This window comes from Bifidobacterium longum subsp. longum JCM 1217 (assembly GCF_000196555.1).
Taxonomy (GTDB): domain Bacteria; phylum Actinomycetota; class Actinomycetes; order Actinomycetales; family Bifidobacteriaceae; genus Bifidobacterium; species Bifidobacterium longum.
Genome location: NC_015067.1, coordinates 627,948 through 652,140, shown reverse-complemented (window position 1 = coordinate 652,140; position 24,193 = coordinate 627,948). Strand labels below are relative to the sequence as shown.

The 24,193-nt window shown below is 59.6% G+C and carries 19 protein-coding genes; 14 read left to right on the top strand and 5 right to left on the bottom strand.

The genetic code is table 11. The features are described 5' to 3' along the window. The first annotated feature begins 53 nt into the window (after positions 1-53). Genes BLLJ_RS02580 through BLLJ_RS02570 form a run of 3 tightly spaced genes read left to right on the top strand, consistent with a single transcriptional unit; the run spans position 54 to position 3,351 of the window. Complete coding sequence (locus BLLJ_RS02580) at positions 54-1,352, top strand: alpha/beta hydrolase (protein ID WP_007051211.1); 1,299 nt, start codon at positions 54-56, stop codon at positions 1,350-1,352. Then, positions 1,325-2,695: a hypothetical protein gene (locus BLLJ_RS02575; protein ID WP_007051212.1), complete on the top strand. Its 1,371-nt coding sequence runs from the start codon at positions 1,325-1,327 to the stop codon at positions 2,693-2,695. Before BLLJ_RS02580 ends, BLLJ_RS02575 begins: the two co-directional genes overlap by 28 nt. Next, positions 2,692-3,351 (top strand): DUF6320 domain-containing protein, encoded by a 660-nt coding sequence (locus tag BLLJ_RS02570; protein WP_007056333.1) that lies wholly within the window; start codon positions 2,692-2,694, stop codon positions 3,349-3,351. The genes BLLJ_RS02575 and BLLJ_RS02570 overlap by 4 nt, the downstream gene beginning before the upstream one ends. Before the next feature lie 13 nt (positions 3,352-3,364). On the opposite strand, the gene BLLJ_RS02565 is transcribed toward BLLJ_RS02570, so the two are convergent. Then, a complete protein-coding gene (locus tag BLLJ_RS02565; RefSeq protein WP_013582445.1) occupies positions 3,365-4,879 on the bottom strand; it encodes a Na+/H+ antiporter NhaC family protein in 1,515 nt (504 codons plus the stop codon). Between the two features lie 218 nt (positions 4,880-5,097). On the opposite strand from BLLJ_RS02565, the gene BLLJ_RS02560 reads away from it, so the two are divergent. After that, positions 5,098-6,063: a LysR family transcriptional regulator gene (locus BLLJ_RS02560; protein WP_007051218.1), complete on the top strand. Its 966-nt coding sequence runs from the start codon at positions 5,098-5,100 to the stop codon at positions 6,061-6,063. 107 nt (positions 6,064-6,170) lie between these two features. Continuing rightward, positions 6,171-7,148, top strand: a complete 978-nt coding sequence (locus BLLJ_RS02555; protein ID WP_007051219.1) for an aldo/keto reductase family protein — start codon at positions 6,171-6,173, stop codon at positions 7,146-7,148. 33 nt (positions 7,149-7,181) lie between these two features. On the opposite strand, the gene BLLJ_RS02550 is transcribed toward BLLJ_RS02555, so the two are convergent. Next, complete coding sequence (locus BLLJ_RS02550) at positions 7,182-7,400, bottom strand: hypothetical protein (protein WP_007051220.1); 219 nt, start codon at positions 7,398-7,400, stop codon at positions 7,182-7,184. Further along, complete coding sequence (locus BLLJ_RS02545) at positions 7,397-8,986, bottom strand: Y-family DNA polymerase (RefSeq protein WP_007057658.1); 1,590 nt, start codon at positions 8,984-8,986, stop codon at positions 7,397-7,399. The genes BLLJ_RS02550 and BLLJ_RS02545 overlap by 4 nt, the downstream gene beginning before the upstream one ends. Before the next feature lie 164 nt (positions 8,987-9,150). Here BLLJ_RS02545 and BLLJ_RS02540 point away from each other — a divergent pair, with 164 nt between their 5' ends. The 9 genes from BLLJ_RS02540 to purD all read left to right on the top strand — a co-directional run bounded on the left by BLLJ_RS02540 (position 9,151) and on the right by purD (position 19,817). Further along, positions 9,151-10,653 (top strand): adenosylhomocysteinase, encoded by a 1,503-nt coding sequence (locus BLLJ_RS02540; RefSeq protein ID WP_008783579.1) that lies wholly within the window; start codon positions 9,151-9,153, stop codon positions 10,651-10,653. 39 nt (positions 10,654-10,692) lie between these two features. Next, positions 10,693-12,066: an amidohydrolase family protein gene (locus tag BLLJ_RS02535; RefSeq protein WP_007051223.1), complete on the top strand. Its 1,374-nt coding sequence runs from the start codon at positions 10,693-10,695 to the stop codon at positions 12,064-12,066. A 69-nt stretch (positions 12,067-12,135) separates the two neighbouring features. After that, on the top strand, positions 12,136-12,606 hold the full coding sequence (locus tag BLLJ_RS02530) for a cupin domain-containing protein (protein WP_007051224.1): 471 nt from the start codon (positions 12,136-12,138) through the stop codon (positions 12,604-12,606). 201 nt (positions 12,607-12,807) lie between these two features. Further along, the gene (locus BLLJ_RS02525) at positions 12,808-13,671 is read left to right on the top strand and encodes an ABC transporter substrate-binding protein (protein ID WP_013582444.1); all 864 of its coding nucleotides are present in this window, start codon (positions 12,808-12,810) and stop codon (positions 13,669-13,671) included. A gap of 109 nt (positions 13,672-13,780) precedes the next feature. Continuing rightward, positions 13,781-14,668 carry an amino acid ABC transporter permease gene (locus BLLJ_RS02520; RefSeq protein ID WP_007053659.1) on the top strand — a complete coding sequence of 296 codons (888 nt, stop codon included), beginning with the start codon at positions 13,781-13,783 and terminating at the stop codon, positions 14,666-14,668. Next, positions 14,665-15,450: an amino acid ABC transporter ATP-binding protein gene (locus BLLJ_RS02515; RefSeq protein ID WP_007051227.1), complete on the top strand. Its 786-nt coding sequence runs from the start codon at positions 14,665-14,667 to the stop codon at positions 15,448-15,450. The genes BLLJ_RS02520 and BLLJ_RS02515 overlap by 4 nt, the downstream gene beginning before the upstream one ends. Positions 15,451-15,853: 403 nt before the next feature. Then, positions 15,854-17,365, top strand: coding sequence for an amidophosphoribosyltransferase (purF, locus tag BLLJ_RS02510; RefSeq protein ID WP_007051228.1), 1,512 nt, complete (start codon positions 15,854-15,856; stop codon positions 17,363-17,365). Positions 17,366-17,484: 119 nt separating this feature from the next. Then, on the top strand, positions 17,485-18,522 hold the full coding sequence (gene purM, locus BLLJ_RS02505) for a phosphoribosylformylglycinamidine cyclo-ligase (RefSeq protein WP_010081095.1): 1,038 nt from the start codon (positions 17,485-17,487) through the stop codon (positions 18,520-18,522). A gap of 26 nt (positions 18,523-18,548) precedes the next feature. Continuing rightward, on the top strand, positions 18,549-19,817 hold the full coding sequence (purD, locus tag BLLJ_RS02500; RefSeq protein WP_007051230.1) for a phosphoribosylamine--glycine ligase: 1,269 nt from the start codon (positions 18,549-18,551) through the stop codon (positions 19,815-19,817). Positions 19,818-20,190: 373 nt separating this feature from the next. Here purD and BLLJ_RS02495 read toward each other — a convergent pair whose 3' ends face one another. Beyond that, complete coding sequence (locus BLLJ_RS02495) at positions 20,191-21,828, bottom strand: aldehyde dehydrogenase family protein (RefSeq protein ID WP_007051231.1); 1,638 nt, start codon at positions 21,826-21,828, stop codon at positions 20,191-20,193. A 92-nt stretch (positions 21,829-21,920) separates the two neighbouring features. After that, positions 21,921-24,020 (bottom strand): LTA synthase family protein, encoded by a 2,100-nt coding sequence (locus BLLJ_RS02490; protein ID WP_013582443.1) that lies wholly within the window; start codon positions 24,018-24,020, stop codon positions 21,921-21,923. Between the last annotated feature and the right edge of the window lie 173 nt (positions 24,021-24,193).

Below are 24,193 nucleotides of genomic sequence, written 5' to 3'. Positions count from 1 at the left end.
CTAAGGTTGGGGTGTTCGCACTACCGAATCCGCCGCTGAAAGGACCTGTCGTCATGCCGATCAACGAGGCATTGTTCGCCGCGATGAAGGCCGCCAGCTACATCAAGCCCAACGCGGGCAAGTCGTACAAATTGCAGCGCGTGGCGGAAGAGCTTATCGCCAAGCAGGCACCCGACAATCCGAAATGCCGTGTCGAGGACGCCTTCGCGCCTATGGCGGATGGATATGCCGTACCATTGCGAGTGTTCACGCCGCTGGTCGCCTATGGAGCGCCCCTGCCCGAAGCCCTGGAGGAATCTTCCGCCAATGGCACGCCCGTGGCCTCGGCAATATCCGCGATTCTGCCCGCCGTATTACCCAAAGTCCTACCCAAAATACTCATCAAGGAAAGCACGTCGAGCGGCAACGCCGACGGTATTTCCGGCAATGCCAACACGGAACTTCCCTCAGTCACGCCGCGTGGCACGATCCTGTTTTTCCACGGTGGCGGTTGGACCACAGGCGGCATCAACCTGTACACGCAGGCTTGCGCGCATATGGCCGTACGTCTGCAACGCCGTGTGATCTCAGTCGAGTACCGGCTGGCTCCTGAATACCGCTTCCCTACTGCTGTTGAGGATTGCTATGAGGTAGCCCGGCAGCTGTTTGCTGGGGAATTGCCGATTTCTGGGGTGGGTGGTTCTGTTGATGTTGATCACCCCCAGTCGGCTGCGCCGACAGCCCCCGCCGGCGGGGGCGATATATCTGCGACAATCCCAGCACCGGATCCCGACAGCATCGTGCTGTTTGGCGACAGCGCGGGCGGCAATCTTGCGGCCGCCGTCTCACTCATGGCCCGCGACCGCGGCGAGTTCATGCCGCGCACGCAGATGCTGCTTTACCCGGTAGTCGGCAACGATTACAATCCCGAGACCAGCCCGTTCGAATCGGTGCGGACCAACGGCACCGACTACATCCTCACCGCACAGGACATGGCCGACTACATCGACATGTACCGTTCGTCCGTGGCCGATCTGACCAATCCGTATTTCGCGCCGCTCACCGCGCACGACCTGAGCAATCAGCCGCGCACGCTGGTGTTGTCCGCCGAATACTGCCCGCTCAGAGACGAGGACGAAGCGTACGCCCGTCGCCTGCAATTGGTGAACGACAACGTCTCCTGTTACCGAATTCACGATGGCATCCACGGCTACCTGCTCAATACGTCGGCCGTGGGACTGGTGGCCACCACCTACCGAATCATCGAGCATTTCCTCGACGGCACACCGCTGGAACCAGCTCCCGGCACCGGCACCACCGCCAACGCACCGGAGGGAGGCGACGCGTGGCAAGACGTACTTGGTACCGACTAGACAACATCGGCAAGTTCTACTCCTCCCAGGCTGGCCGCTCCTCGCAGACCGTGTTCCGCTATTCGGCCGAGCTGGCGGACGGCATCGATCCGGACATCCTGCAGCACGCGCTCGACCATGCCATCGCCCAGTTCCCGAGCTTCAACGTGCACCTGCTCAACGGCATGTTCTGGCATTACCTCGAACAGTCAGACGGCCGGCCGCTGGTGGAGCCGGAACATCTGCCGATATGCTCGCGACTGCATTACGGGCCCAAAAGCATGCTGTTCCGCGTAAGCTATTTCCGCAATCGTGTCAATCTCGAGGTCTCGCACATCATTTCGGACGGTCGCGGCGCCATCAACCTGTTCAAGTCGCTGCTGCACGCCTACATCGCCGAGCGATACGACGTGCCGGGCGTGCCTTCGGATTACGACGGTTCGGATAGCGACAAAGCCGAAAACAGCTTCGACAAATACTACGAGAAAGACAAGGCCGGCGCTGCGCCAGGCACGAAGATCTACCGGCTGGCCGGCCCCATCGACCGGGCCGCGCCTACGTTCATGGAATACCACGTCAGCGCCAGCAAGGTGCTTGGTGCAGCGCATCAGTGCGGAGTGAGTCTCACCTCCTACCTCATCGCCGCGATACTGTGCGCGATTCGCGACGTCATGCCCTCGCGCGCCCGCAATCGCGCGATTCGCGTGGATATTCCGGTCGACTTGCGCGCCTTCTTCAGGTCGGAGACCGTGCGCAACTTCTACGGCATGACTTACGTGGCGTACACGCCGGCCGAAATCGAAGCCGATGAGGACTCCGCGAAAACTTCCGCAACAAGCCCAGACGCAGCCGGCGACGGCCAGCAGTCCGCCGCCCGCACCGCGCACGGCAACGGTATGGGTGGATTGCTGACCGATGAGCCGTTGGCCGACATCGCCCGCCATGTGCAGGAGCAGCTCGGCCATGCCACCAGTCGCGAGCGCGTCGAATCGCATATGAACCGCATGATTGCGCTGGAAAAGAATCCGGTGCTGCGTCTTGCGCCCTCCCCTGCCAAGGACTGGGTGCTGGAGCTGGCCCGGTTCATCGCCGACCGCGAGACCACGACCACCGTCTCGAACCTTGGCCGAGTCACCTTGGACGAACGACTCGCGCGCCATGTACGTTCGGTGAGCTTCCTCACCACACCGGCCAGCCTGAATTTCACGGTCTGCTCGTTCGGCGACGACCTGAGCATCGGCATCTCCACCATCTACCATGATCTGAACGTCATCAAGAACCTGTGTCGGATTCTCGCCGCGCAGGGCATCAGCGGCCGTATGAACATCGCTGGCGTGCATGTGGAGAAAGGAGCGTCGGCATGAAGCATTGCGATGCCTGCACCGTCGATTTCACCGGCGATATGGCCCGTTGCCCGCTCTGCCAGAACGAATTGCGCGGCGAGGCCTCCCCCGCCGCATTCCCCGCGCAGCAGATCTATCTGCGTCCGAGGCGTTTGGCGGTGGAAATCATCACGTTTGTAACCGGCGCGATTTTGCTGCTGCATGGCTTCTTCAGCTATCTGTTTTCGTGGCCGATACCGATTGCCAGTGCATCGGCGGCCGCGCTGATCATCAGCGTGCTGTTCATCAATAGTGCGATTCTGCACGTGCCGCGGCCGCTTCGCCTCATGTTTCGATATTTCTATATCATGCTGGCGATTGCGCTGGTCTGGTTTGTGGCGACGATGAATCATGTCGTCACCATGTTCGTCATACCGATCACGTGTCTGGTTTCGCTGGTCTTTGACGTGGTGCTGCTTATCGTGCTGCGGGCCAAGGCCATTGACGAGTACGCCAAGTATCTGGCGTTCGACATCGTCGCTGGTCTGATGCCTCTGACGTTCATTCCGCTCGGCTGGGCTCCGTGGGATGTACTGGTGATGGTCAGCGGGCTGGTCTCCCTGCTGGTGCTGCTCGGCCTGCTCGTCTTCGCCCGCCGTCAGCTCTTCTCGGAATTCGGCAAACAGTTCTCGGCCTGATTGCCTCGTGCGCTCAATCGCCCGACTTAGGATGGAAACCATGAGCGAACATGTGGAGCATGGGTTTGGGCCGGTGTGGGATGGCGAGTCCCGGGTTTTGATTTTGGGATCGATGCCGAGTCCGAAATCCCGAGCGGCGGCGTACAGCCGAGGCGAGCATCCGCGAGAGCGGCAGCAGGTAGAGGAAGGTCGCGGCGGCCAGGCTGAGTGTGGGCGCGTTGATGGTGGCAAGCGGCACGGCACCGGCGATCGACCAAGGAATCAGCGGAGCGATCACCACGGCACTGTCTTCCAAATCGATAGCTTGTGCGGAGCGTTCGGATTCGTCGTCGCCGTACAGCCCACCGCACAACTGGTGAGTGAGCATGATGGTGAGGGTCTGGTTGCAGGCGAGCGCCGCCGCGCAAGTCGCGGTAATCATGGTGGCACCACATGCGCCGATGCGATGACCGAGCATCTCGATGACCTGCTGCAGCCGAGCAAGCATCCGCGTCTCGGCAAAAATGCCGGCGTAGGCGGAGGAGATACAGACAGTGGCCATCACAGTGAGCATGGAGAGGATGCCGCCGCCGTCCAGGAGTGCGGCCACCTGCGGATTTTGCGCATGGTAACCGAAAATAAGCAGCCGCAACAGTTCTGCCCATTCCATGTGCTGCACGCCCACGCATACCGCGACCGAGGCGGCAATGCTGGCGAGCATAAGCAGCCGAACATCCACACGCAGCAACGCCAACACGATGACCAGTAATGCTGGAACTAGGGTAAGCCAATGCAAATCGAAGGCCGATGAGAACAATCCGCCGATATCGGTTATGCTGCTTGCGTTGGTTGAAACAGCCGCTCTAGCCGAGCCAGCCGAGCCAGCCGTAGCAGCCGCACTAGCCGCACCAAATCCGGAACCACCGCTCGCGCACAGCCACTCCACCACCGCAGCCGCAACGTATACCACACAACTCAGCACAAACGGCACCGCACCCGTGCGCAGCATGCGGACAATAGTATTGAACAGGTTCGTATGCGTAAGCTGTTTGACCAGCAAGGCACTGGTGGAAACCGGCGAACAACGATCGCCCACATAGACGCCCGCAAGAATCGCGCCACCGAGCATCACCGGGTTCGCCTGCATCGACAATCCCAACGACATGCAGATGGTGCCCATAGTCGCCGCACTGGCGAACGACGACCCGACCAGCACCGACATCGCCGAGCACAGTAGAAACGACAGCGGAATCACCGTGGCGGCGTGAATCACCGCGGTCGAATGGGCCACGATGAAGGCGATGGTCCCGCTGGCCCGCCACAGCGAGGTCAGTACGCCGATGAGCACGAAGGCCACCACCACGGTCCCCGCGGACCGTACGCTGCCGGCCGCACGGCTCGCCATCGCGCGCAACGAGCACCGGCGAACCAGCCCATACCCCATGAACAGCAGCACACCAACGAACAGCGCGGGAATAATCGACCAGCCGAGGGCGACGCTGGCAAACAGCACCGCACAGAACAGCAACATCGTGCCCGCTTCCAGCATGCGATCCTCTCCTCTTCCGGCTACAGCCTCATCTCAGATTCCATCTCATGACCCGCAGTCGCAAACATCAACGCTATTCGCACGAGCCATGACCTAAGATAACAGGAGAAATACAGACTAAACTGATATCTATTACAGGTTTAATACTGTGGCATTGATTCGCGCCACGACACGTCATACACACACCACGCAAACGCCATACACACGGGAGTATCGCCATGAACTTTCTCAGCATCGAATACTTCGCCGCCGTGGCCTCGGAACATAGCTTCAGCAAGGCGGCGAAACGGTTGGGGATCACGCAGCAGACGCTGAGTGCGAACATCGCCGCCCTAGAGCGGGAGCTCGGATGCACGCTTTTCGTACGCCATGTGCCGCTCGAATTGACCTATGCCGGCACGGTGTTCGCGCGATATGCGCAGCGATTCCGCCGCGATCGCGATGCACTTGGCCAAGAAATGCGCGACATCGCCGGCGATCAGGCCGGCGTGCTGCGCGTGGGTGTTGCCTACACGCGTAGCCGGGCGATCATGCCGCCGATTGTGAAGGCGATGCAACGTGACTGCCCGAATATCATCGTTGAACTCATTGAGGGCCGCAACGATCAGATTCAACAATGGCTGGCGAACGGCGATCTTGATCTGGCGGTGGCGGACTTCGCCGGGAAACCGGCCGGCATCGAACTTATGGATTTCTATAACGAGCGCATGGTGCTGGTCCTCGCACAATCACTGTGGATGGATTTGGCCGCTACCGGTGGCGCGGCGAATGGCCAAGTCGATGCCGTCAGAACCGCGCCGGACGAGCGCGCCATTGCCGCAGGTGACCTTTCCTCACTGGAGCATTGCCCGTTTCTCCTAGGCAGCCCACAAGATATTGACGGACGCATTGCCGATCTGCTGTTCCGCCGTGCCGGTTTTGAGCCGAAAGTCACAGCCCGTTCGGATAACGTACTGACTCTGCTGGAACTGTGCCATTACGGCATGGGTGCCTGCCTATGCCCGGAGCGGTTCCTGCCAGCGCTGCTTGACGGCGAACGGTTGCGTACTTTGCGCGTGCTGGATTGCGGCCCGGATACCGCATATGCCATTCAGTTCGGCGTTCCGGCCACATCGTATCGGTGGAGCGTCATTGATGATTTCATTCGTTGCGCCCGCGAAGTCACCACCGGCGTGTCGCAATAGCCGCCAACTTGCGTTCAAGTGGGGTTGAACTGTTTCAATAAGAATTGTTAGCGTTCACGGCCGGCCATGAAGAGACGACGGTGACGATTGATTATCAAGGAGCACACATGAAGTATCGCAGCGTTGGCAAGTCGGGACTGAAGATCAGCGAGGTCGCACTGGGCAGCTGGGTCACGGATCTCAAGGGCACGGCGGCTGAGGACGTGGCCAAGGAGACCGTGAAGCTCGCCTACGATTCCGGCGTCAACTTCTTCGACTGCGCGGACGCCTATTCTGGCGGCGCGGCCGAACGCTTCCTCGGCAAGACGCTGAAGCAGTACCCGCGTAAGGAACTGGTCATTTCCAGCAAGGTCTACTTCCCCACCGGCGAAGGCGTGAACGACCGCGGCCTGTCCCGCAAGCACATTTTCGAGAGCATCGACCAGACGCTGAAGAACATGCAGACCGATTATCTGGACATGTACTTCTGCCACCGTTTTGACGAGACCACCGACCTTACCGAGACCTTGCGCGCGATGAGCGACCTGGTCGCCCAAGGCAAGGTGCTGTACTATGGCGTTTCCGAGGAGTGGGGTTCGGCTCGCCTTGAAGAGGCCCAGCGCATCATCGACCGCTACAACCTGTACCCGATCACCGTGGTTCAGCCGCAGTACAACCTAAACGACCGTTACATCGAGCATGAGATCATGGGCACCTGCCGCAAGCTCGGCATCGGCATCACCACGTTCTCCCCGCTCGCGCAGGGTCTGCTGACCGGCAAGTACCGCAAGGGCCAGCCGCTGCCGGCCGGCTCGCGCGCCACCTGGCAGTCCGACCACCAGATCAACGATCTGCTGACCGATGAGAACCTCGACAAGGTCGAGCAGCTGCGCAAGGTGGCCGACGAGCTCGGCACGAACCTGCCGGTGCTTTCCATGGCATGGATCCTGCAGCACCCGGAGATCAGCTGTGTGATCGCCGGCGCCTCCAAGCCCAGCCAACTGGAGAACAACATGAAGGCCGCGGGCTTTGTGATTCCGGCTGACGCGATGGCCGAAATCGACAAGATCACCGGCTTCCACCGCTTCGAACGTCACGTAGGCTGACGAATCTGAGACTTCCTCCAACGAGAGCGATTGTCAAGCGCCGAAATCGGTATCGCCTTGGGCTTCGGCCTGAGCGATGGCGGTTTCGGCGTTTTTTGCTGTTTGCTCGATGACTTGGTTGTAGCCGGTCAGGGCCGCGAACGGCATGAACTGCGCGGCCCGCTGGTGGCGGGACATGTGCGGATGCTTGCGCGACTGATGGTGTGGCAGGTTGATGATGTCGTCGTACGCACGGGTCTCTTGCAGGGTCATGCGCGATGGCCTCCGATCTGACGGTTGCGGTCCTGACCGGTGGCACCGTCTTCCATGTCCATGGCTTTGATGACGGCGTTGCGGCCGAATTTACGTTTCACATCCAGCAGCGCACGCTGGATATCATGCTCTCCATCTTTTTCGCTGGTGGAATCGGATCCATACGATTGGGCCCCGTCATCACCGAACAAGTCGAGCTGTTCATAGCGTTTGCCGGCGGCCAGCTCCTCCGGAGTGGCCACATCATCGGCGATGACGGTCAACCGCCTCACAAGCAAGCGTGAATCCACAATGCGCTCGTACAACATCGTCATAGCCTCACGAATACGTGCCGACGACGAGGTGAAATCACCCAAACCAATCGACCCGACCGCGCTCTTGGGCACCTTGCGCCCAAATCGGTCGATGGTCACCGGCCCTTGATAGCTTTTCGCCGCCCGCTCAGCGGCACGTTTCATCGCATAATCAGCGCACGAATCGAGCTTTGACGAATCAAGACTGCCGATGTCATAGCCGACGGCGAGCGTCAGTCGGTTCGTCAGCACGCTTTTATCGACCAGATCGAGGGCCAGCGCATCAGCCATCTCCTTGGTGATCAGCCGGGCCGTGGCATAGTCGGCGGGGCCGGTGAGCACCTGCCCACTGCTAATGCTGTGCGCACCTGGCTCATAGGATCGGATATCCGCGATTTCGCACGGCTCCCAGCCCCACGCATGGTCGATGAGCAGTTCGGCATTGACACCGAACATGCGATACAGCAGGTCTTCGTTGTAGTAATCCGAAGCACGACCCACCGAGCATCGGGCGATATCGCCCATGGTCATCAGTCCGGCATGCTCGAGCTTCTTGGCATAGCCGCGCCCAACCCGCCAAAAATCGGTGAGCGGACGATGATCCCAAAGCAGCCGACGATATGACATTTCATTCAGTTCGGCCACGCGCACGCCGTCCTTGTCGGCGGGCATGTGCTTGGCGACGATATCCATGGCGACTTTGGCCAGATACATGTTGGAGCCGATGCCGGCAGTGGCGGTGATGCCGGTTTTGGTGAGGATTTCGCGCACGATGGTTCGCGCCATCGCATGCGGCCCCATACCCAGCGAGCGCAGATATGGCGTGGCGTCGATGAACACCTCGTCAATCGAGTAGACATGGATGTGCTCGGGTGCGGCGTATTTGAGGTAGATGCCATATATTTGCCCGCTGATTTCCAGATAGTGCGCCATGCGCGGCTTGGCGATGACCATCGAGGCTTTGAGCCCCGGCGAGCGTTCCAGGTCGCACGCATCGCAGGACTCCCCGATTAATCGGCCGCCGGGAGCATGGACCGCGCGCTCGATGTTGACTCCATTCAGGCGCTGTTTTACCTCAAACAGCCGCGCACGGCCAGGAATGCCATAGTTCTTCAGCGAGGGTGAGACCGCCAAACATATTGTCTTATCGGTGCGGGTTTCATCGGCCACCACCAGATGCGTGGTCAACGGGTCGAGCCCACGAGCCACGCACTCCACCGAGGCATAGAAGGACTTGAGATCAATGGCAATATAGGTATGCTCGCGTTGCGTCGATACCGTTCCGCTGCCCATCGCCATCACCTCCTTACCACCGCTGGCCCGACCAGCATATCAACACAGTCGAACATTTGTTCGATGCAACATGCCTGTTCGAAGCTGCCGAAGTCGACGCACGCAACGCGCCCAAGCACGCTCTTCACCCACGCCACACGCGCAGCGGCGGAGCAGCGGCATGCATGCGTACCATGGGGAATATGAAGAAAAGCATTACAGCAGACAGCGATTTTGCAGCGTGGGCGGCAGCCCGATCCCAGAAGACGAATCGATCACTGGCAGGAGCCCGACTCGCGATTCCGGAGCCACAGAAGCATGCCGAAATCAAGTCTCAGGCCCAGCAATGGGGCATGACCGTCGAAGATGCCACGATGACCGACGAGCACAACGAGGAATTCCTATGCGACGGCACACAAAGCATCGATTCCATCACCGATATGCGCAAGGCAAGCGGACTGGAGGCAATGGAGTACGCGGAACAGCACATGCCGGTATTACGCGACACCATGGATAGCCTCACCACTCGCGTCGATTTCTCAGGCATTCGTATTGCCGTCTGTCTGATACTGGAGCCAAAAACCGCGATTCTGCTGCGCAAGCTTAAGGCCGCCGGCGCAATCGTCGGCGTATATTGCGGCCCGGATTCCACGGATCCCCGAGTGGCGGAACAGCTGCGCCGGGAAGGAATCACGGTCGAATCCAGCCGAGACTGGACCGCGGAACAGGCGCACGAGGCGGCCCTGCACCTGCTGGACGAAATACAGCCGGACATCATCATCGACGATGGTGCCAGCTTCGCCCGTCTCGCTTCGCTCGAACGCCCCGAACTCACGGCGAACCTCATTGGAGTGGCCGAGGAAACGACCAGCGGCGTACGCGCGTTCCAGCAGATGCAGGAAGCGGGAGCCCTCACCTACCCGGTCGTAGCCGTTAACGACAGTGTGCTGAAAACCGGATTCGACAACGCCCACGGCACTGGGGAGACATGCGTGACCACCATGCAGCGCATTCTCGGCGAGCATGCATTCGACGGTAAGAACGTCACCGTCATCGGCTACGGCCCGGTCGGCCAAGGCTTCGCACGGCGCATTCGCGCGCTTGGCGCCGAAGTCACCATCTGCGATATCGATCCAGTGGCTTCACTCAAAGCGGTGTTCGACGGCTTCGCCGCACAAGACATTGACGAGGCACTCCCTTGCGCGGATATGGTGGTGTCCGCCACTGGCGTGAGACATACGGTCACACTTGAGCACATGCGCGCAATGCACGAGGGCGCGGCGCTCGCAGTGATCGGCGGCATCGCCAACGAAATCGCCTTGGACGAGGTAAGCGACTTCACCCCACAGGTCAACAGGGACACCGTGCAACTCAATGTTCCCGACGGACCAACGCTCACGCTAATCGCCGACGGCGATGGCGTGAACTACACGGTGGGAGGCGGCAATCCAATCGAGATCATGGATCTGAGCTTCGCCGTACAGGCCAGCGCCGTCGCATATCTTCTGGAACATCGAGGCACACTGGATCACACGCTTATCAGACTTGACGCAGCGACCGACCAGCGCATCGCCGCCAGCGCGCTCAAGGCGCGCGGATACCGAGCCAGCCATGCCGTGGAGGACAACGGCTACAATTGGCGACTGACCAGATTCGCGGAAAACGACCGAGAGAACGCCGACCGATAGCCATAGACACGGCACCGAACACAACGCAGCGAGGAGAATATGACCGACAACACCTGGCCGACCGTCGATACCGAGCTTATCGATGATGTGACACTGTATTCCGCCAAACTCATCATCCCCGTGACGGGCCCCGTCATCATCGATGGCGCAGTTGCCATACATGGCGACCGCGTGGTTCATGTAGGTAAACGCCGCTGGGTGCTGAAGGCGCTGAAGCAGGAAATGACGGCTCACGGCACCATCCATGAACGGCATTGGGATGGGGTGCTCACCCCCGGATTGATCAACGCGCACACTCATCTGCAGTACAGCGGCATGGTGCAGGTCGGGCAAGGCACCTACGATCGGTTCCGCGCCTGGGAACTGGCATTCAACGAGGTGTACGCCGAGGCGCAGAAGACCCAGCCATGGAAGCAGTGGGCCGAGGACGGCGCTCGCCAGATGGTCGAATCGGGAACGACGGCCGCCGCAGACATCGTCACCGATTTGGACGCCGCCGGCGCGCTGGCTTCGCAGGGCATGCACGGCATCGCTTATTGGGAGGTAATGGGCTGGCACAACGCCGAATGGATGGAAAAGGGCCGCACTGAGCTCATCCGGCAGTTGCGCCGGATGAACGAGGAGCAGCTGCCAAACCTCGGCATCAGCCCGCATGCTCCGTATACGCTGGAGTCCGAACCGTTCGTTGATCTTCCAGACATTGCTCGTCAGCTGAACATGCGACTGCATATCCATCTGGCGGAGACCCCGCTCGAGGCCGGCACTTATCCGCCGGTGCTCACCACTTATTCGGCGGCCGACTGGAGTGACCACGATTGGGAAAGCTACCGGCAGCTCAAGGAAGTGGGCAAAGGTGCCTCCGCCATCCAGTTCGTCGATCAGCTTGGCTCGCTTGGACCGGATGTGCACATTGCACACGGCGTGTGGGCCAATGGCGAGGATCGGCGTATTCTACGTCAGCGCGGCGTGGGCGTGGCCTTGTGCCCCCGATCGAATCGCATTACCAACACCGGCAAAGATGCACCGGTGCGCGAATACCTCGAGGAAGGCAATCTGGTAAGCGTGGGCACCGATTCGCTCTCCAGCACGCCGACCCTCGATCTGCTTGATGACGTGTCGATGCTTTACGACCTGGCCCGCGAACAAGGCTATGCCAGCGACGATCTGACACATCGCCTGATTCGTATGATGACGCTGGGCGGCGCCGCCTCCATGGGCATGCACGTGGGCCGCAACCGCATTGGACAAATCAACGCGGGCGCATTGGCTGATTTCGCGTTCTTCGACATCCCCGTCGACACATCATCTCCGGCCGGCATCGAAGAAACGCTGGAAACACTGGTGAGGCACGGCGCAGGCACGAACCGAGCCACGGTGATATCCGGGCGCGAAGCCTACAACAACGCCTGGTGACACCGCTGACCTGACCTGATATCAAGAAGCCAAAAACCAGCAAACCCGCCAAGAACAGGAGATCTCATTATGAGCGTCGCTTTGCAAGACATGAGTCCATACGCCCGGTCCATAGTGGAACGCCTTGGACTGGAAACCCACCCCGAAGGCGGCTGGTACACGCGTGACTGGCAATCCCCGCACACGGATGAGGCCTCAAGCCGACCGCTATCGTCACTGATTTACTTCCTGCTGCCCGAGGGAGATGCCAGCGCCTGGCATAAGGTCGATGCGGATGAGGTCTGGCTGTGGCATGGCCCGGCATCGGTCAAACTGGAGCTCGGCGGCAGCGACGAGACTCCGGAATCCGACGAATCCAAGCGAACCGTAATCACCTTGGGTTCCGGCATCACCACCGATCAGGCCGACGTAACCGTATCGGGACATGCGGTCGTACCGGCTGGCGTCTGGCAGCGCACAGTGCCAGGCCAGGGCGATGCGCTGGTCTCCTGTGTGGTCAGTCCGGGATTCGTATTCGACGGCTTCACACTCGAACAGTGAACGCCATTTCGCTCTGCGCCAATATGAGATATCCGTCCGCTTACGCGCCAGATTGCGCGGCTCTAGTCGGCCATAAGCAATGGCGATAGCCAGCATCCGAAAATATCGATGTTTTGTAACCCAATAGCCATACAATTGGCGCGAATGCATCAAGCACGGTTTGAACCGTGTGCATGACGAACACTTGAGGAGAGGAAACCCATGTTCAATAAGCGACACATCGTCCGTACCATTGCGGCCACCGCCAGCATCCTGGCTCTGTCGTTCACCGCAGCCTGCGGTTCCGGCCAGTCCACCGCATCCAATTCCGCCGATTCGGACGACATCACCCAGCAGACGTACAAGCCGGGCAAGCTGACCATCGCCACCGGACAGCCGGCCTACGAGCCGTGGGTTATGAACGACAAGCCGGAAAGCGGTGAGGGCTACGAGGCGGCCGTCGCCTACGCAGTGGCCGACAAGCTCGGTTTCAAGAAGAGCGACGTGGTGTGGACCCGCACCGCATTCGACACCGCCATCGCTCCCGGCGCCAAGGACTGGGATTTCAACATCCAGCAGTTCGGCATCACCGACGAGCGCAAGAAGGCCGTTGACTTCTCGTCCAGCTACTACAACGACAGCCAGTCCGTCGTGGTCAAGAAAGACAGCAAGTTCGCCAACGCCACCAAGGTATCCGATCTGAAGGATGCGACCGTGGGCGTCATGGTCGGCACCCTTGCCTACGACTACGCCAAGGCGAACATCAAGGACGACATCCAGACGTTCAATGATGATGCCGCACTGGCTCAGGCACTTGACGCCGGTCAGATCGACGCACTGGTCACCAGCACCGTGGAATGCGTGTACATGGTGCAGTCCGAGCAGGTCAAGGACGCCAAGGTGCTCGGCCGTCTGCCTGACTCCGAAGACAAGAGCGGCATGGGCATCGTGCTGCCGAAGGATTCCAAGCTGACTGCAGCCGTGACCAAGGCAGTGGATGACCTGAACGCCGACGGCACCATCAAGAAGCTTCAGGACAAGTGGCTGGCCGAGTACACCACCGACCTGACCGAACTGAAGAAGTAAGTGAAGTAGGCTTACATCATAAGGTCACAACACCTTGGCCGGGCGCTGCGGGAATTTTCCTGTGGCACCCGGCCATCCCGGCATTCAGGAAGCGAGCGACATTCATCACATGACCGCAGCACCAACCGAAACCAGGCAGCACAATGCCCCTGACGGACACGAGGTAAGTCAGGTCGAGCTCGAACGACGCCAATATCGTGTTCATCAGCAAATTCAATCGACGATTACCAGTCTGATCAGCACCATTGTGTTCGTGGTGGTCATCGTCATCGGCTTGAAGCTCTCCCCCGGCTGGCCACGAGTCAAGGAGACCTTCTTCTCCGGCGAATACTTCGTCAAATCGTTTCCCCATGTGCTTGACGGCCTATGGCTCAACATCCGCGTTCTGCTCGTCGCAGTGGTCGGCGTGGCGATTCTGAGCACGCTGATCGCGCTGGTACGCACCAGCCGCTCCCCTATTCTGTTCCCGCTGCGTATCCTGGCATTGATCTACACGACTGTGATGCGCGGCGTGCCTATTATCGTCGTGCTGTATCTAATCGGTTTCGGCATTCCCGGCCTAGGCTTGTTCGGCCGTATCGATCCCTCGGTACTCGGCACCATTGCAGTGGTAATGGGATACAGCGCCTACGTCTCCGAGGTGCTGCGTGCCGGTTTTAACGACGTACATCCTTCTCAGCGAGCCTCGGCCCGCTCGTTGGGCCTGACCTCCGGCCAGACGACCCGACTGATCGTCATTCCTCAGGCATTGCGCAAAGTGGCGCCCGCACTGATGAATGACTTCATCTCCATGCAAAAGGACGTCGGCCTGATTTCCGTGCTGGGTGCGGTGGATGCCGTGCGCGCCGCACAGATCGACGTGGCCAGCACCTACAACTTCACGCCGTATGTGGTCGCCAGCCTGCTGTTCATCCTGATGAGCGTGCCGTTCATCCTGCTGAACGACTGGTACACGGAACGTCTGCGTAAGCGCGAACTCAGCGGAGGAACGGTATGAGCGAAATGACCAATATCACCACCGAGGCGAGTGACTCCCCCGTGAGCAACAAGACGGTGCTGCGTCTTGATGACGTGCGCAAATCCTTTGGAAACACGCAGGTGCTGCGTGGCATTTCCTTTGACATTCACCAACATGAGGTGGTGGCTTTGCTGGGGCCTTCCGGTTCAGGCAAATCCACATTGATGAAATGCGTCAACCTGCTTGAACAGGTCGATGACGGCCAGATTTGGCTGGGCAATACCGATATCACCGACCCGCGTGCCGACCAGGACAAGATTCGCGCACGTATCGGCGTGGTGTTCCAGCAGTTCAACCTCTTCCCCCACATGTCGGTGCTCAGGAACGTGACCCTTGCCGCAATCAAGGTTCACCACTGGAGCAAGGATCGCGCCGAAACCCGCGCTATGGAACTGCTTGAACGCATCGGCATGCGCGATAAAGCCAGTGCCTACCCCGATCAGCTCTCTGGCGGCCAGCAGCAGCGCGTGGCGATTGCGCGCGCACTGATGACCGACCCGGAACTGCTGCTGCTTGACGAGATCACATCCGCTCTTGATCCGATGCTGGTCGGCGAAGTGCTCAACATGGTTGCCGAGTTAAAGGCCCAAGGCACCACAATCCTCATGGCCACGCACGAAATGAGCTTCGCCCACGAAGCGGCCGACCGCATCGTACTGCTCCGTCACGGCGTCATCGCCGAGAACGGCACACCCGCTGAGGTGATGGACGAGTCGCAGGATCCCGAGACCATCGAGTTCTTCAGCCATTTCAGGCACTGAGACGAAGCCGAAAAACAAGCACCGGATTCATACGACGAAAGGCTCCGACGGATAATACCGTCGGAGCCTTTCAAATTGCGTTGACGAAAGTCAACCGATCACGTCACACCGACAATTCGGTATCACGCTTGAGCACAAAGTGGAGCACCAGGTAATGCGGCGGTGAACAGGTAAGAGGTATCCATGCTTCCAACCTACCCGTCGGCATCACCCCACACCACAACCACCCACCACAAACAGCGAAAGGCCAAAATCCTAAGCCACTATTCATACTTGACTGATCTGGTGCTTAAACCGCGTCCGCAAACCCCAACAAGTTCCACCACCCCACAACACGCGATGTAGCCGCCGATTGGTAGGGTTGATAGATAGTTAATCCCCTGTTTGAAAAAGGAGCTTTGGCTTGTCGGCTGAACTCGAAGACATTCACGAGGAATGTGGCATCTTCGGCGTATGGGGCCACCCCGACGCCTCACGACTCACCTATTTTGGCCTGCACGCGCTGCAGCATCGCGGTCAGGAAGGTGCCGGCATCGTCTCCAACGATAACGGTCATCTCATCGGTCATCGCGGACTCGGCCTGCTCACCCAGGTGTTCGGCGATGAGCGCGAAATCGAACGACTGAAGGGCAATTGCGCCATCGGCCACGTGCGTTACGCAACGGCCGGCTCGGGCACCACAGACAACATCCAGCCGTTCATCTTCCGCTTCCATGACGGCGACGTGGCTCTGTGCCATAACGGCAACCTGACGAACTGCCCGTCACTGCGCCGCAAGCTTGAAGACGAAGGCGCCATCTTCCATTCGAACTCCGACACCGAAGTGCTGATGCACTTGATTCGCCGTTCGATGCAGCGCACCTTTATGGACAAGCTCAAGGAAGCGCTCAACACGGTGCATGGCGGTTTCGCCTACCTGCTGATGACCGAAGACGCCATGATCGGCGCACTCGACCCGAACGGCTTCCGCCCGCTCTCCCTCGGCAAGATGAAGAACGGCGCCTACGTGCTCGCCTCCGAAACCTGCGCACTGGATGTCGTCGGCGCCGAGCTGGTGCGCAACATTCGCCCGGGTGAAATCGTGGTGGTCAACGATCACGGCTACAAGATCGTGCAGTACACCAACAACACGCAGCTGGCCATCTGCTCGATGGAGTACATCTACTTCGCCCGCCCGGATTCCGATATCTATGGCGTCAACGTGCACTCCGCCCGCAAGCGCATGGGCGCACGTCTCGCCGCCGAATCCCCGGTGGAGGCCGATATGGTTATCGGCGTGCCGAACTCCTCATTGTCCGCCGCATCCGGCTATGCGGAAGCAGCAGGCCTGCCCAACGAAATGGGTCTAATCAAAAACCAGTATGTGGCCCGCACCTTCATTCAGCCCACGCAAGAACTGCGCGAGCAGGGTGTGCGTATGAAGCTCTCTGCTGTGCGCAGCGTGGTTAAAGGCAAGCGCGTTATCGTCATCGATGATTCCATCGTGCGCGGCACCACGTCCAAGCGCATCGTGCAGCTGCTCAAGGAAGCCGGCGCCGCTGAAGTGCATATGCGCATCAGCTCCCCGCCGCTGAAGTACCCCTGCTTCTATGGCATCGATATCTCCACCACCAAGGAACTCATCGCAGCCAAGATGAGCGTGGAGGAAATCCGTGAATACATCGGCGCGGATTCCTTGGCCTACCTTTCGCTCGACGGTCTGGTCGAATCCATCGGACTGAACGCCGACGCCCCATACGGTGGCCTGTGCGTCGCCTACTTCAACGGCGACTACCCCACTGCGCTCGACGACTACGAGGCCGACTTCCTGAAGTCCCTCACGCCCGAGGACCGTGTGCGTCTGCCTGAATTCGCGCTGTACAAGAGCAAGTACATCGGCAACGAGTACAACACCGTGCAGCCGGACGCCGAATAGCTCACCACCAATCCGCTCAATAACAATTCTTTGAACCAGAGGCGCTTGCCTCCCCTCAGTCGGCTTTGCCGACAGCTCCCCTCCAGAGGGGAGCCAAAATAAGTAGAAAGGCCAACCAAATGCCAAAAGCATATGAGAACGCCGGCGTGAGCGTCGAAGCCGGGTACGAAGTCGTCAAGCGCATCAAGTCGCACGTGGCCCGCACGAACCGCCCCGGCGTGGTCGGCGGCATCGGCGGCTTCGGCGGCCTGTTCGATCTGGCCTCCTTGGGCTACAAGGAGCCGGTTCTCATCTCCGGCACCGACGGCGTGGGCACCAAGCTCATGGTCGCCAAGCTGGCCAACAAGCACGACACCATCGGCATCGACTGCGTGGCCATGTGCGTCAACGACATCGCCGCCCAGGGCGCCGAGCCGTTGTTCTTCCTTGACTACATCGCCTGCGGCAAGAACGACCCGGCACTGCTTGAGCAGGTCGTGGCCGGTGTGGCCGACGGCTGTGTACAGGCCGGTTCCGCGCTGGTCGGCGGCGAAACCGCCGAAATGCCGGGCATGTACGACGAAGACGAATACGATCTCGCCGGATTCTCGGTCGGCGTTGCCGAAAAGTCCGCCATCGTGGACGGTTCCACCATCGCTGAAGGCGACGTGCTCATCGGCCTGCCCTCCACCGGCGTACACTCCAATGGCTTCTCCCTGGTGCGCAAGGCCCTGTTCGAGCAGGCCGGCTACACCGTGGACACCGAACTCGACGAGCTGGGCGGCGAAAAGCTCGGCGACGTGCTGCTCACCCCCACCAAGATCTACGTCAAGGCCCTCTCTCCCCTGTTCAAGGCGGGCGTGGTCAAGGGCGTGGCCCACATCACCGGCGGCGGCTTCATCGAGAACATCCCGCGCATGATTCCGGACGGCTTGGCCGCCGAAATCGAGCTCGGCACCTGGCCCGTGCTCCCGATCTTCGACGTGCTGGAGAAGGCCGGCAACATCGATCATAAGGAGATGTACAACATCTTCAACATGGGCATCGGCATGGTGCTGGCCATCGACCCCGCTCGCAAGGACGAGGCGCTGAAGCTGCTCGCCGACAACAACGAGCCCGCCTACGTGCTCGGCTCCATCACCGCCGACACCACCGGCACGCAAATCGTACTGAAGTAACTCGCTTTCCGCAGGAAAGGAACAACATGGGTCAGAAAGTATTGGTTATCGGCTCCGGCGCGCGCGAGCACACCATTGCCTACACGCTGCTCAAGGCACCGAGCATCGACGAAGTCACCGTGGCTCCCGGCAACCCGGGCATGCTCAAGGACGGCATCCACACCACGCAGCTGAGCCAGTCGAATCACGCCGCACTTATCGAATTCGTGAAGAACAATGGTTATGACTGGGTGTTCGTAGGCCCGGAAGTCCCGCTGATCGAAGGCATCGTGGACGATTTCGCCGCCGCCGGCATCAAGGCGTTCGGCCCGTCCAAGGCCGCCGCCCAGATTGAAGGCTCCAAGGACTTCGCCAAGCAGCTCATGGACCGACACAACATCCCGACCGCCCAATACAAGACCTTCAGCGATCTCGAGATGGCGCAGGACTACGTACACGAGCACGGTGCCCCGATTGTCATCAAGGCCGACGGTCTGGCGGCAGGCAAGGGCGTGACCGTGGCCATGGACGAGCACACCGCCCAGCGCGCACTCGAAGACATCTTCATCGACCATCGCTTCGGCTCCGCCGGTGCCAAGGTCGTTATCGAGGACTTCCTGGACGGCCAGGAATTCTCCCTGATGAGCTTTGTCAACGGCACCGATTTCTGGCCGATGCCCATCTCCCAGGATCACAAGCGCGCCCACGATGGCGACGAGGGTCCGAACACCGGTGGCATGGGTGCCTACAGCCCGGTGCCGCAGATTCCGCAGTCCGTGGTCGACGAGGCCATCGAGAAAATCGTGCGCCCCACCGTCGAAGGCATGGCCGAGGAAGGTACGCCATTCACCGGTATCCTGTACGCCGGTCTGATCGCCACCGCCGACGGCCCGAAGGTCATCGAATTCAACGCCCGCTTCGGCGACCCGGAAACCGAAGTCGTGCTCCCGAAGCTCACCTCCGACCTCGGTGCCGGCATCTCCGCCATTCTCGACGGCGAAACCCCCGAATTCACCTGGGATGAGTCCAACGCCACCCTCGGCGTGGTCATCGCCTCCAACGGCTACCCGGAGAACGTCATCAAGGGTGCCCGTGTGCCCGAAATCGAAGTCGACGAGGATTCGCACGTCTACTACGCCGGCGTCGCCTCTGACGAGCACGGTAACCTTGTGGCCAACTCTGGCCGCGTGCTGCTCGTCGAAACCTCCGCTCCGGACATCAAGTCCGCCCAGGACAAGGTCTACGCAATCATCGACAAGCTCGAGCTGCGCGGACTGTTTTACCGCCACGACATCGGCTTCAAAGCCCTGAAGTAACAGAAGCGGCGCATCTGCTGCATATTTTTGGCCTGGCAGACATGTCAATCGATTGACGTGGCTACCGGGCCAGATTTTTCTGTCCCGGTAGCCGATTTCGGCTCTTTTTCGCAAACCAGGACAGCTGAACCCCTCGAATATAGGAATATTTGAAATTCCCTTCCATACGAAACCGCACTATTCCGCCATTTTCGTAATACGCGGACGATACTTCCGGCGTCAGTTTTGTCCCGGTAAGCAAAAATGACCCGAAATCAAATACTAGGACAGAAAAATCTGGCCCGGTACACGAATCAATCGATTGACGTAATTACCGGGACAGCGAACGTCACTATGACAACGCCATCACCCAATATCAGCGAGCGATATCACGCTAGCTGAATTTGGCGATGATGTCGAACAGTTTGGCCTTGGCTTCATTGAAGGGCGGGTACACGAGGCGCAGAGTGTCGGGGAACTGCGGCTTGGTAACCACGGTTTTGACGTGGCTGAAGGTGAGGAAGCCTGCTTTGCCGTGGTAGGTGCCGATGCCGGACGCGCCCACGCCACCGAACGGCAACCGGCTGGACAGCAGATGGCCCAACGGCAGCGAATATCCCAAGGCTCCGGAGCTGGTCTGACGTTCGAAAGTCAGCCGAACCTCGTGATCGCGCGAGAACACATATGCAGCCAACGGCCGGGACCGCTTGTTGATGAATCGGATTGCGGACTCGGCATCCTCGACCACCAGAATCGGCAGAATCGGCCCGAAAATCTCCTCCTTCATTACTGGCGCATCTGGCGACGTACCGTACAGCACGGTAGGCGCGATATACCGGGCGGCACGATCGACCTTGCCGCCGCAAACGATTCGACCGGCCAGGTCGAACACGCCGGGCACCTTGTGAATCTCGCTCGGCTCAACAGCGGCCGAGGCAGTCGCACCATCATCAGCGGCTGCCATATTCGAACCGGCCGTCGGCTTCGCCGCATTGTTCGCGCTGCCGGCCATCTCCCCCGCGCCACCGCGCCCAGTAGTCACGGCATTGAAGCGCCGCCCAACCATATCCATGGCCGCGCCTACCGCCGATGCCACCTGCACCAGCGGCGAGCTCGGCTCCTCAGGCGGCACGGTGCCGACCGGCAATAGCTTGCACAGTCGTTCAAAATGACGATCGTTGATAATACGACCAAAATCAGGCGAGGCCTTCGGATCTTCGCCATAGAATTCGGTGATGGCTACGGCGATGCGCTCGGCCAGAGCCTCGGCCACATCCGGCGTGGCGAGCACATAGTCGGGTGCCACGCAAGTCTGCCCGGCATTGGTGAATTTGCCCCACGCAATGCGGCGTGCAGCCACATTGATGTCCGCAGTGCGATCCACAAAGCATGGCGACTTGCCGCCGAGTTCCAGCGTGACCGGCGTCAGATGCTCGGCCGCCGCGCGCATGACGATTTTGCCGACGTGGCCGCCACCGGTATAGAAGATGTGGTTGAACGGGCATTTCAGCAGTTCGCCGGTTTCCTTGGGCCCGCCTTCGACCACGCGCACGGCCTCGGAGTCAAGGTATTGCGGCACCAACTCAGCAAGGAGCTTGGACGTATTCGGTGAAAGCTCGGACGGTTTCAAGCAGACGGCGTTACCGGCAGCGAGCGCATCAGCCATTGGTTCCAAGGCCAGCAGCACCGGATAATTCCACGGTGAAATGATGAGCACCACGCCTTTGGGCTCGGCAATCGTCCATCCGGCAGCCGGCTGCAACATCCAATGCATCGCTTTGGGATGCCGGGCGGTCCAAAGGCTCAGACGATTGCGCACGAACTGTGCTTCACCAGCCACCAGGTTCAGTTCCATGAGCACGGTTTCAGCCGCGGGCTTGCCCAAGTCAGCCATAGCCGAGGAGACAAAGGCATCACGGTTCTCCGTAACCAGACGGCGTAGTGCGTTCAGCTGCGCGCGGCGCCATGCCAGCGGCCGGGTACGACCGGATTCGTAAGTCTTCTTCAGTTGTTCGAAAGTCTGGTTCGTCATGAAAGCACCCCCTGCTTTACGGCAGCGCTACTGCAATTTTGGACGGGCTACGCCCCGCGCCTTGCTGGCTCGTCTGTCGGCTCGCACGCTGCCTACAGACAGCCTACTAGGCTGTCTGTAGGCAGCGTCATAAAATCTGTGTCTTTGAGGTAGTTTTTGCCGGCGGTGATGTCGTATTGGATGAGCTTGTAGTCGGCAAGCAACTGCTTGGTTTCCTTGTCGAAGTCATCGGTGGACATCGGGTTGCCGTTTTGGTCGAGATAGATGTTCTGGCCTTCGGGAATACGATCCCAGCCTTGGACCTTGTTGACCACAGGCGGTTCCATAGCGGCAATCTTGGAATGCATTTCGGTCAGGAACGCCAGATACGGGCTGACCTTGGCGTTCATGTGATCGGCGGCCTGTGCCACGAAGAAGTTCGGCGAAGAGTAGGCTGCATCGCTTGCCTTATTGCCTTGGGAGCTGGAAGCCTTATTCGACCAGATGAAGTAATCGGTCAGGTGCAGGGCCAAGGAGTTGTTGTCATCCTCGCTGGCGGACGAGTAGATGCCCGGCAAGTGATCGCCGTAGAACACTACGGTGACGGGCTTATCCAGCGCATCCAGTTCGTTCAGGAACTCCTGAGTGGCCTGATCGGTAATCTCCACACCCTTTTGATAGGTCTCAATCGACTGCTGTTCATCATCACCCAGCGGCGTACCCGTGGTGGATTCGGCGGTGTAGTCGTTATTCTCATACCACTCGTGGTAGGGCATGTGATTCTGCATGGTAATGATCTGAATGAACTTGTTCGTCTTGCCGGACTTGATGCCTTCCAACGCAGAATCATAGGAAGACTTATCAGAGACGTACGGCGACTCGTCGATCTTGTCCTGATACTTGATCACGTCCGGACCGGTCAACGTGTAGAAGTGCGAGAAGCCGAACTTCTTGTAGTTCGTGGCACGCGAGTACATGCTGGATTCGTACGGGTGGTAGCCGAGCGAGTTGACGGGCGCGCCCCACAGCTGGTTGATGGTGGGAGTCCAATGCTGGCTCGGGACCAGCTGCTGGTACGGGCTGGACAGGGAGGACTCGAAATTGGCCATGCTCAGGCCGGAAAGTCCCATGTATTCGAGATTGGCCGTACCTCCGCCGTAGCCGGAGGAGAGCATCAGGCCGGAGGTGGTGCCCGCCTTGATCTTGCGGATGTTGGGCATCGAATCCTTATTGGTCTTCAGTCCCGGCACGCGGCTCGGGTCAGAGAAGGATTCGGACAACACGTACACCACTGTCGAATCAGTGAGGTTGTTGGTGCGGGAGGCGTTGATTGTCTCCGCTTCCTTCTGATAGCGAGCGGCGACCTTCTTCATGGTCTCCTCGGAGTAGTTGCTCGGCTTGTCCATGATCTTCGGGTTGAGCTGGCGGGTGAAGGCCACGAGCGGACCATTGCGCTGCGCGTCATACACGGAATCCCACATGGATGGCGTGTCTCCCAAGGCGCGGGAGAACTTGTTGGCCAGCGAATCGGTGGTGCTCACATGAATGCAGTACAACGCGAACACCAGAATCGGCAGCAGCAGAAGAATCAGACGGGAGGTGAGGTTCAGGCTCAGGTTATCCGTACGAATCATGCGACCTTTGCGCCCATCGAAATGACGCAGCACCAGAATCAGCGCGAGCAGTACGGCGAACGCGCCGAGTGCCACGAGGATGGTCACATGCGCACCGGCCGGAATGAAGGTGAGCATGTTGCCGGTGTTCGAGCCAAGGAAGCCTAGATCGGCGGGCAGAATGGCCTCGTAACGGATCTCGACCTTGAAATGTTCGATGGCGGCCACGATGATTCCGACCGCGAGAATCACGATGCTTGCCGTCCAGAACCGGTTGAACAGCATCAGCAACATGAGGTACAGCAACGCGACAAGTATCACGTTGAGCACGAATACGAAATTGCCGTCGGTCCACATCTTGCTCACGAAGCCGAATCCGACGGTCGGACTGGACAGCTGCACACGGGTGGAGCTGGACGAAACGCCCACTTCGAGCGCCGTCACGACAATGATGTCGAAGATAACGAAGAGCACGCCATACACCCAGCCGGGGAAGGGCTTGTGGGGGTGTTGGGGCGTGACTTCATTGGCTTCGACCTTTTTGGCCCAAAGCTTGAAATGGGGTTTCACTGTGGTGGTATTACTAGTGTTCTCGCTCATTCGCCTGTTTCCGTATGTGACTTTTCAAGGGCATATTGTTGCCGCTGAACCTTGGAAAATCCATAGTTCCACTATTTTTCTTACCGTTTCCTAACTATTCACCCTAACGCAAAGGGTGCCTCGGGACATCCCCGAAGCACCCTGATATATAAGGAGCCTATCCCTGATAGCGA

What these genes read in the sequence shown, in the direction of transcription:
- BLLJ_RS02580 (WP_007051211.1), top strand. Translation starts at nt 54, where the DNA reads ATGCCGATCAACGAGGCATTGTTCGCCGCGATGAAGGCCGCCAGCTAC.
- BLLJ_RS02530 (WP_007051224.1), top strand. Translation starts at nt 12,136, where the DNA reads ATGAGCGTCGCTTTGCAAGACATGAGTCCATACGCCCGGTCCATAGTG.
- BLLJ_RS02560 (WP_007051218.1), top strand. Translation starts at nt 5,098, where the DNA reads ATGAACTTTCTCAGCATCGAATACTTCGCCGCCGTGGCCTCGGAACAT.
- BLLJ_RS02550 (WP_007051220.1), bottom strand. Translation starts at nt 7,400, where the DNA reads ATGACCCTGCAAGAGACCCGTGCGTACGACGACATCATCAACCTGCCA.
- BLLJ_RS02545 (WP_007057658.1), bottom strand. Translation starts at nt 8,986, where the DNA reads ATGGGCAGCGGAACGGTATCGACGCAACGCGAGCATACCTATATTGCC.
- BLLJ_RS02555 (WP_007051219.1), top strand. Translation starts at nt 6,171, where the DNA reads ATGAAGTATCGCAGCGTTGGCAAGTCGGGACTGAAGATCAGCGAGGTC.
- BLLJ_RS02495 (WP_007051231.1), bottom strand. Translation starts at nt 21,828, where the DNA reads ATGACGAACCAGACTTTCGAACAACTGAAGAAGACTTACGAATCCGGT.
- purM (WP_010081095.1), top strand. Translation starts at nt 17,485, where the DNA reads ATGCCAAAAGCATATGAGAACGCCGGCGTGAGCGTCGAAGCCGGGTAC.
- BLLJ_RS02540 (WP_008783579.1), top strand. Translation starts at nt 9,151, where the DNA reads ATGCGTACCATGGGGAATATGAAGAAAAGCATTACAGCAGACAGCGAT.
- purD (WP_007051230.1), top strand. Translation starts at nt 18,549, where the DNA reads ATGGGTCAGAAAGTATTGGTTATCGGCTCCGGCGCGCGCGAGCACACC.
- BLLJ_RS02515 (WP_007051227.1), top strand. Translation starts at nt 14,665, where the DNA reads ATGAGCGAAATGACCAATATCACCACCGAGGCGAGTGACTCCCCCGTG.
- BLLJ_RS02490 (WP_013582443.1), bottom strand. Translation starts at nt 24,020, where the DNA reads ATGAGCGAGAACACTAGTAATACCACCACAGTGAAACCCCATTTCAAG.
- BLLJ_RS02570 (WP_007056333.1), top strand. Translation starts at nt 2,692, where the DNA reads ATGAAGCATTGCGATGCCTGCACCGTCGATTTCACCGGCGATATGGCC.
- BLLJ_RS02525 (WP_013582444.1), top strand. Translation starts at nt 12,808, where the DNA reads ATGTTCAATAAGCGACACATCGTCCGTACCATTGCGGCCACCGCCAGC.
- BLLJ_RS02565 (WP_013582445.1), bottom strand. Translation starts at nt 4,879, where the DNA reads ATGCTGGAAGCGGGCACGATGTTGCTGTTCTGTGCGGTGCTGTTTGCC.
- BLLJ_RS02535 (WP_007051223.1), top strand. Translation starts at nt 10,693, where the DNA reads ATGACCGACAACACCTGGCCGACCGTCGATACCGAGCTTATCGATGAT.
- BLLJ_RS02520 (WP_007053659.1), top strand. Translation starts at nt 13,781, where the DNA reads ATGACCGCAGCACCAACCGAAACCAGGCAGCACAATGCCCCTGACGGA.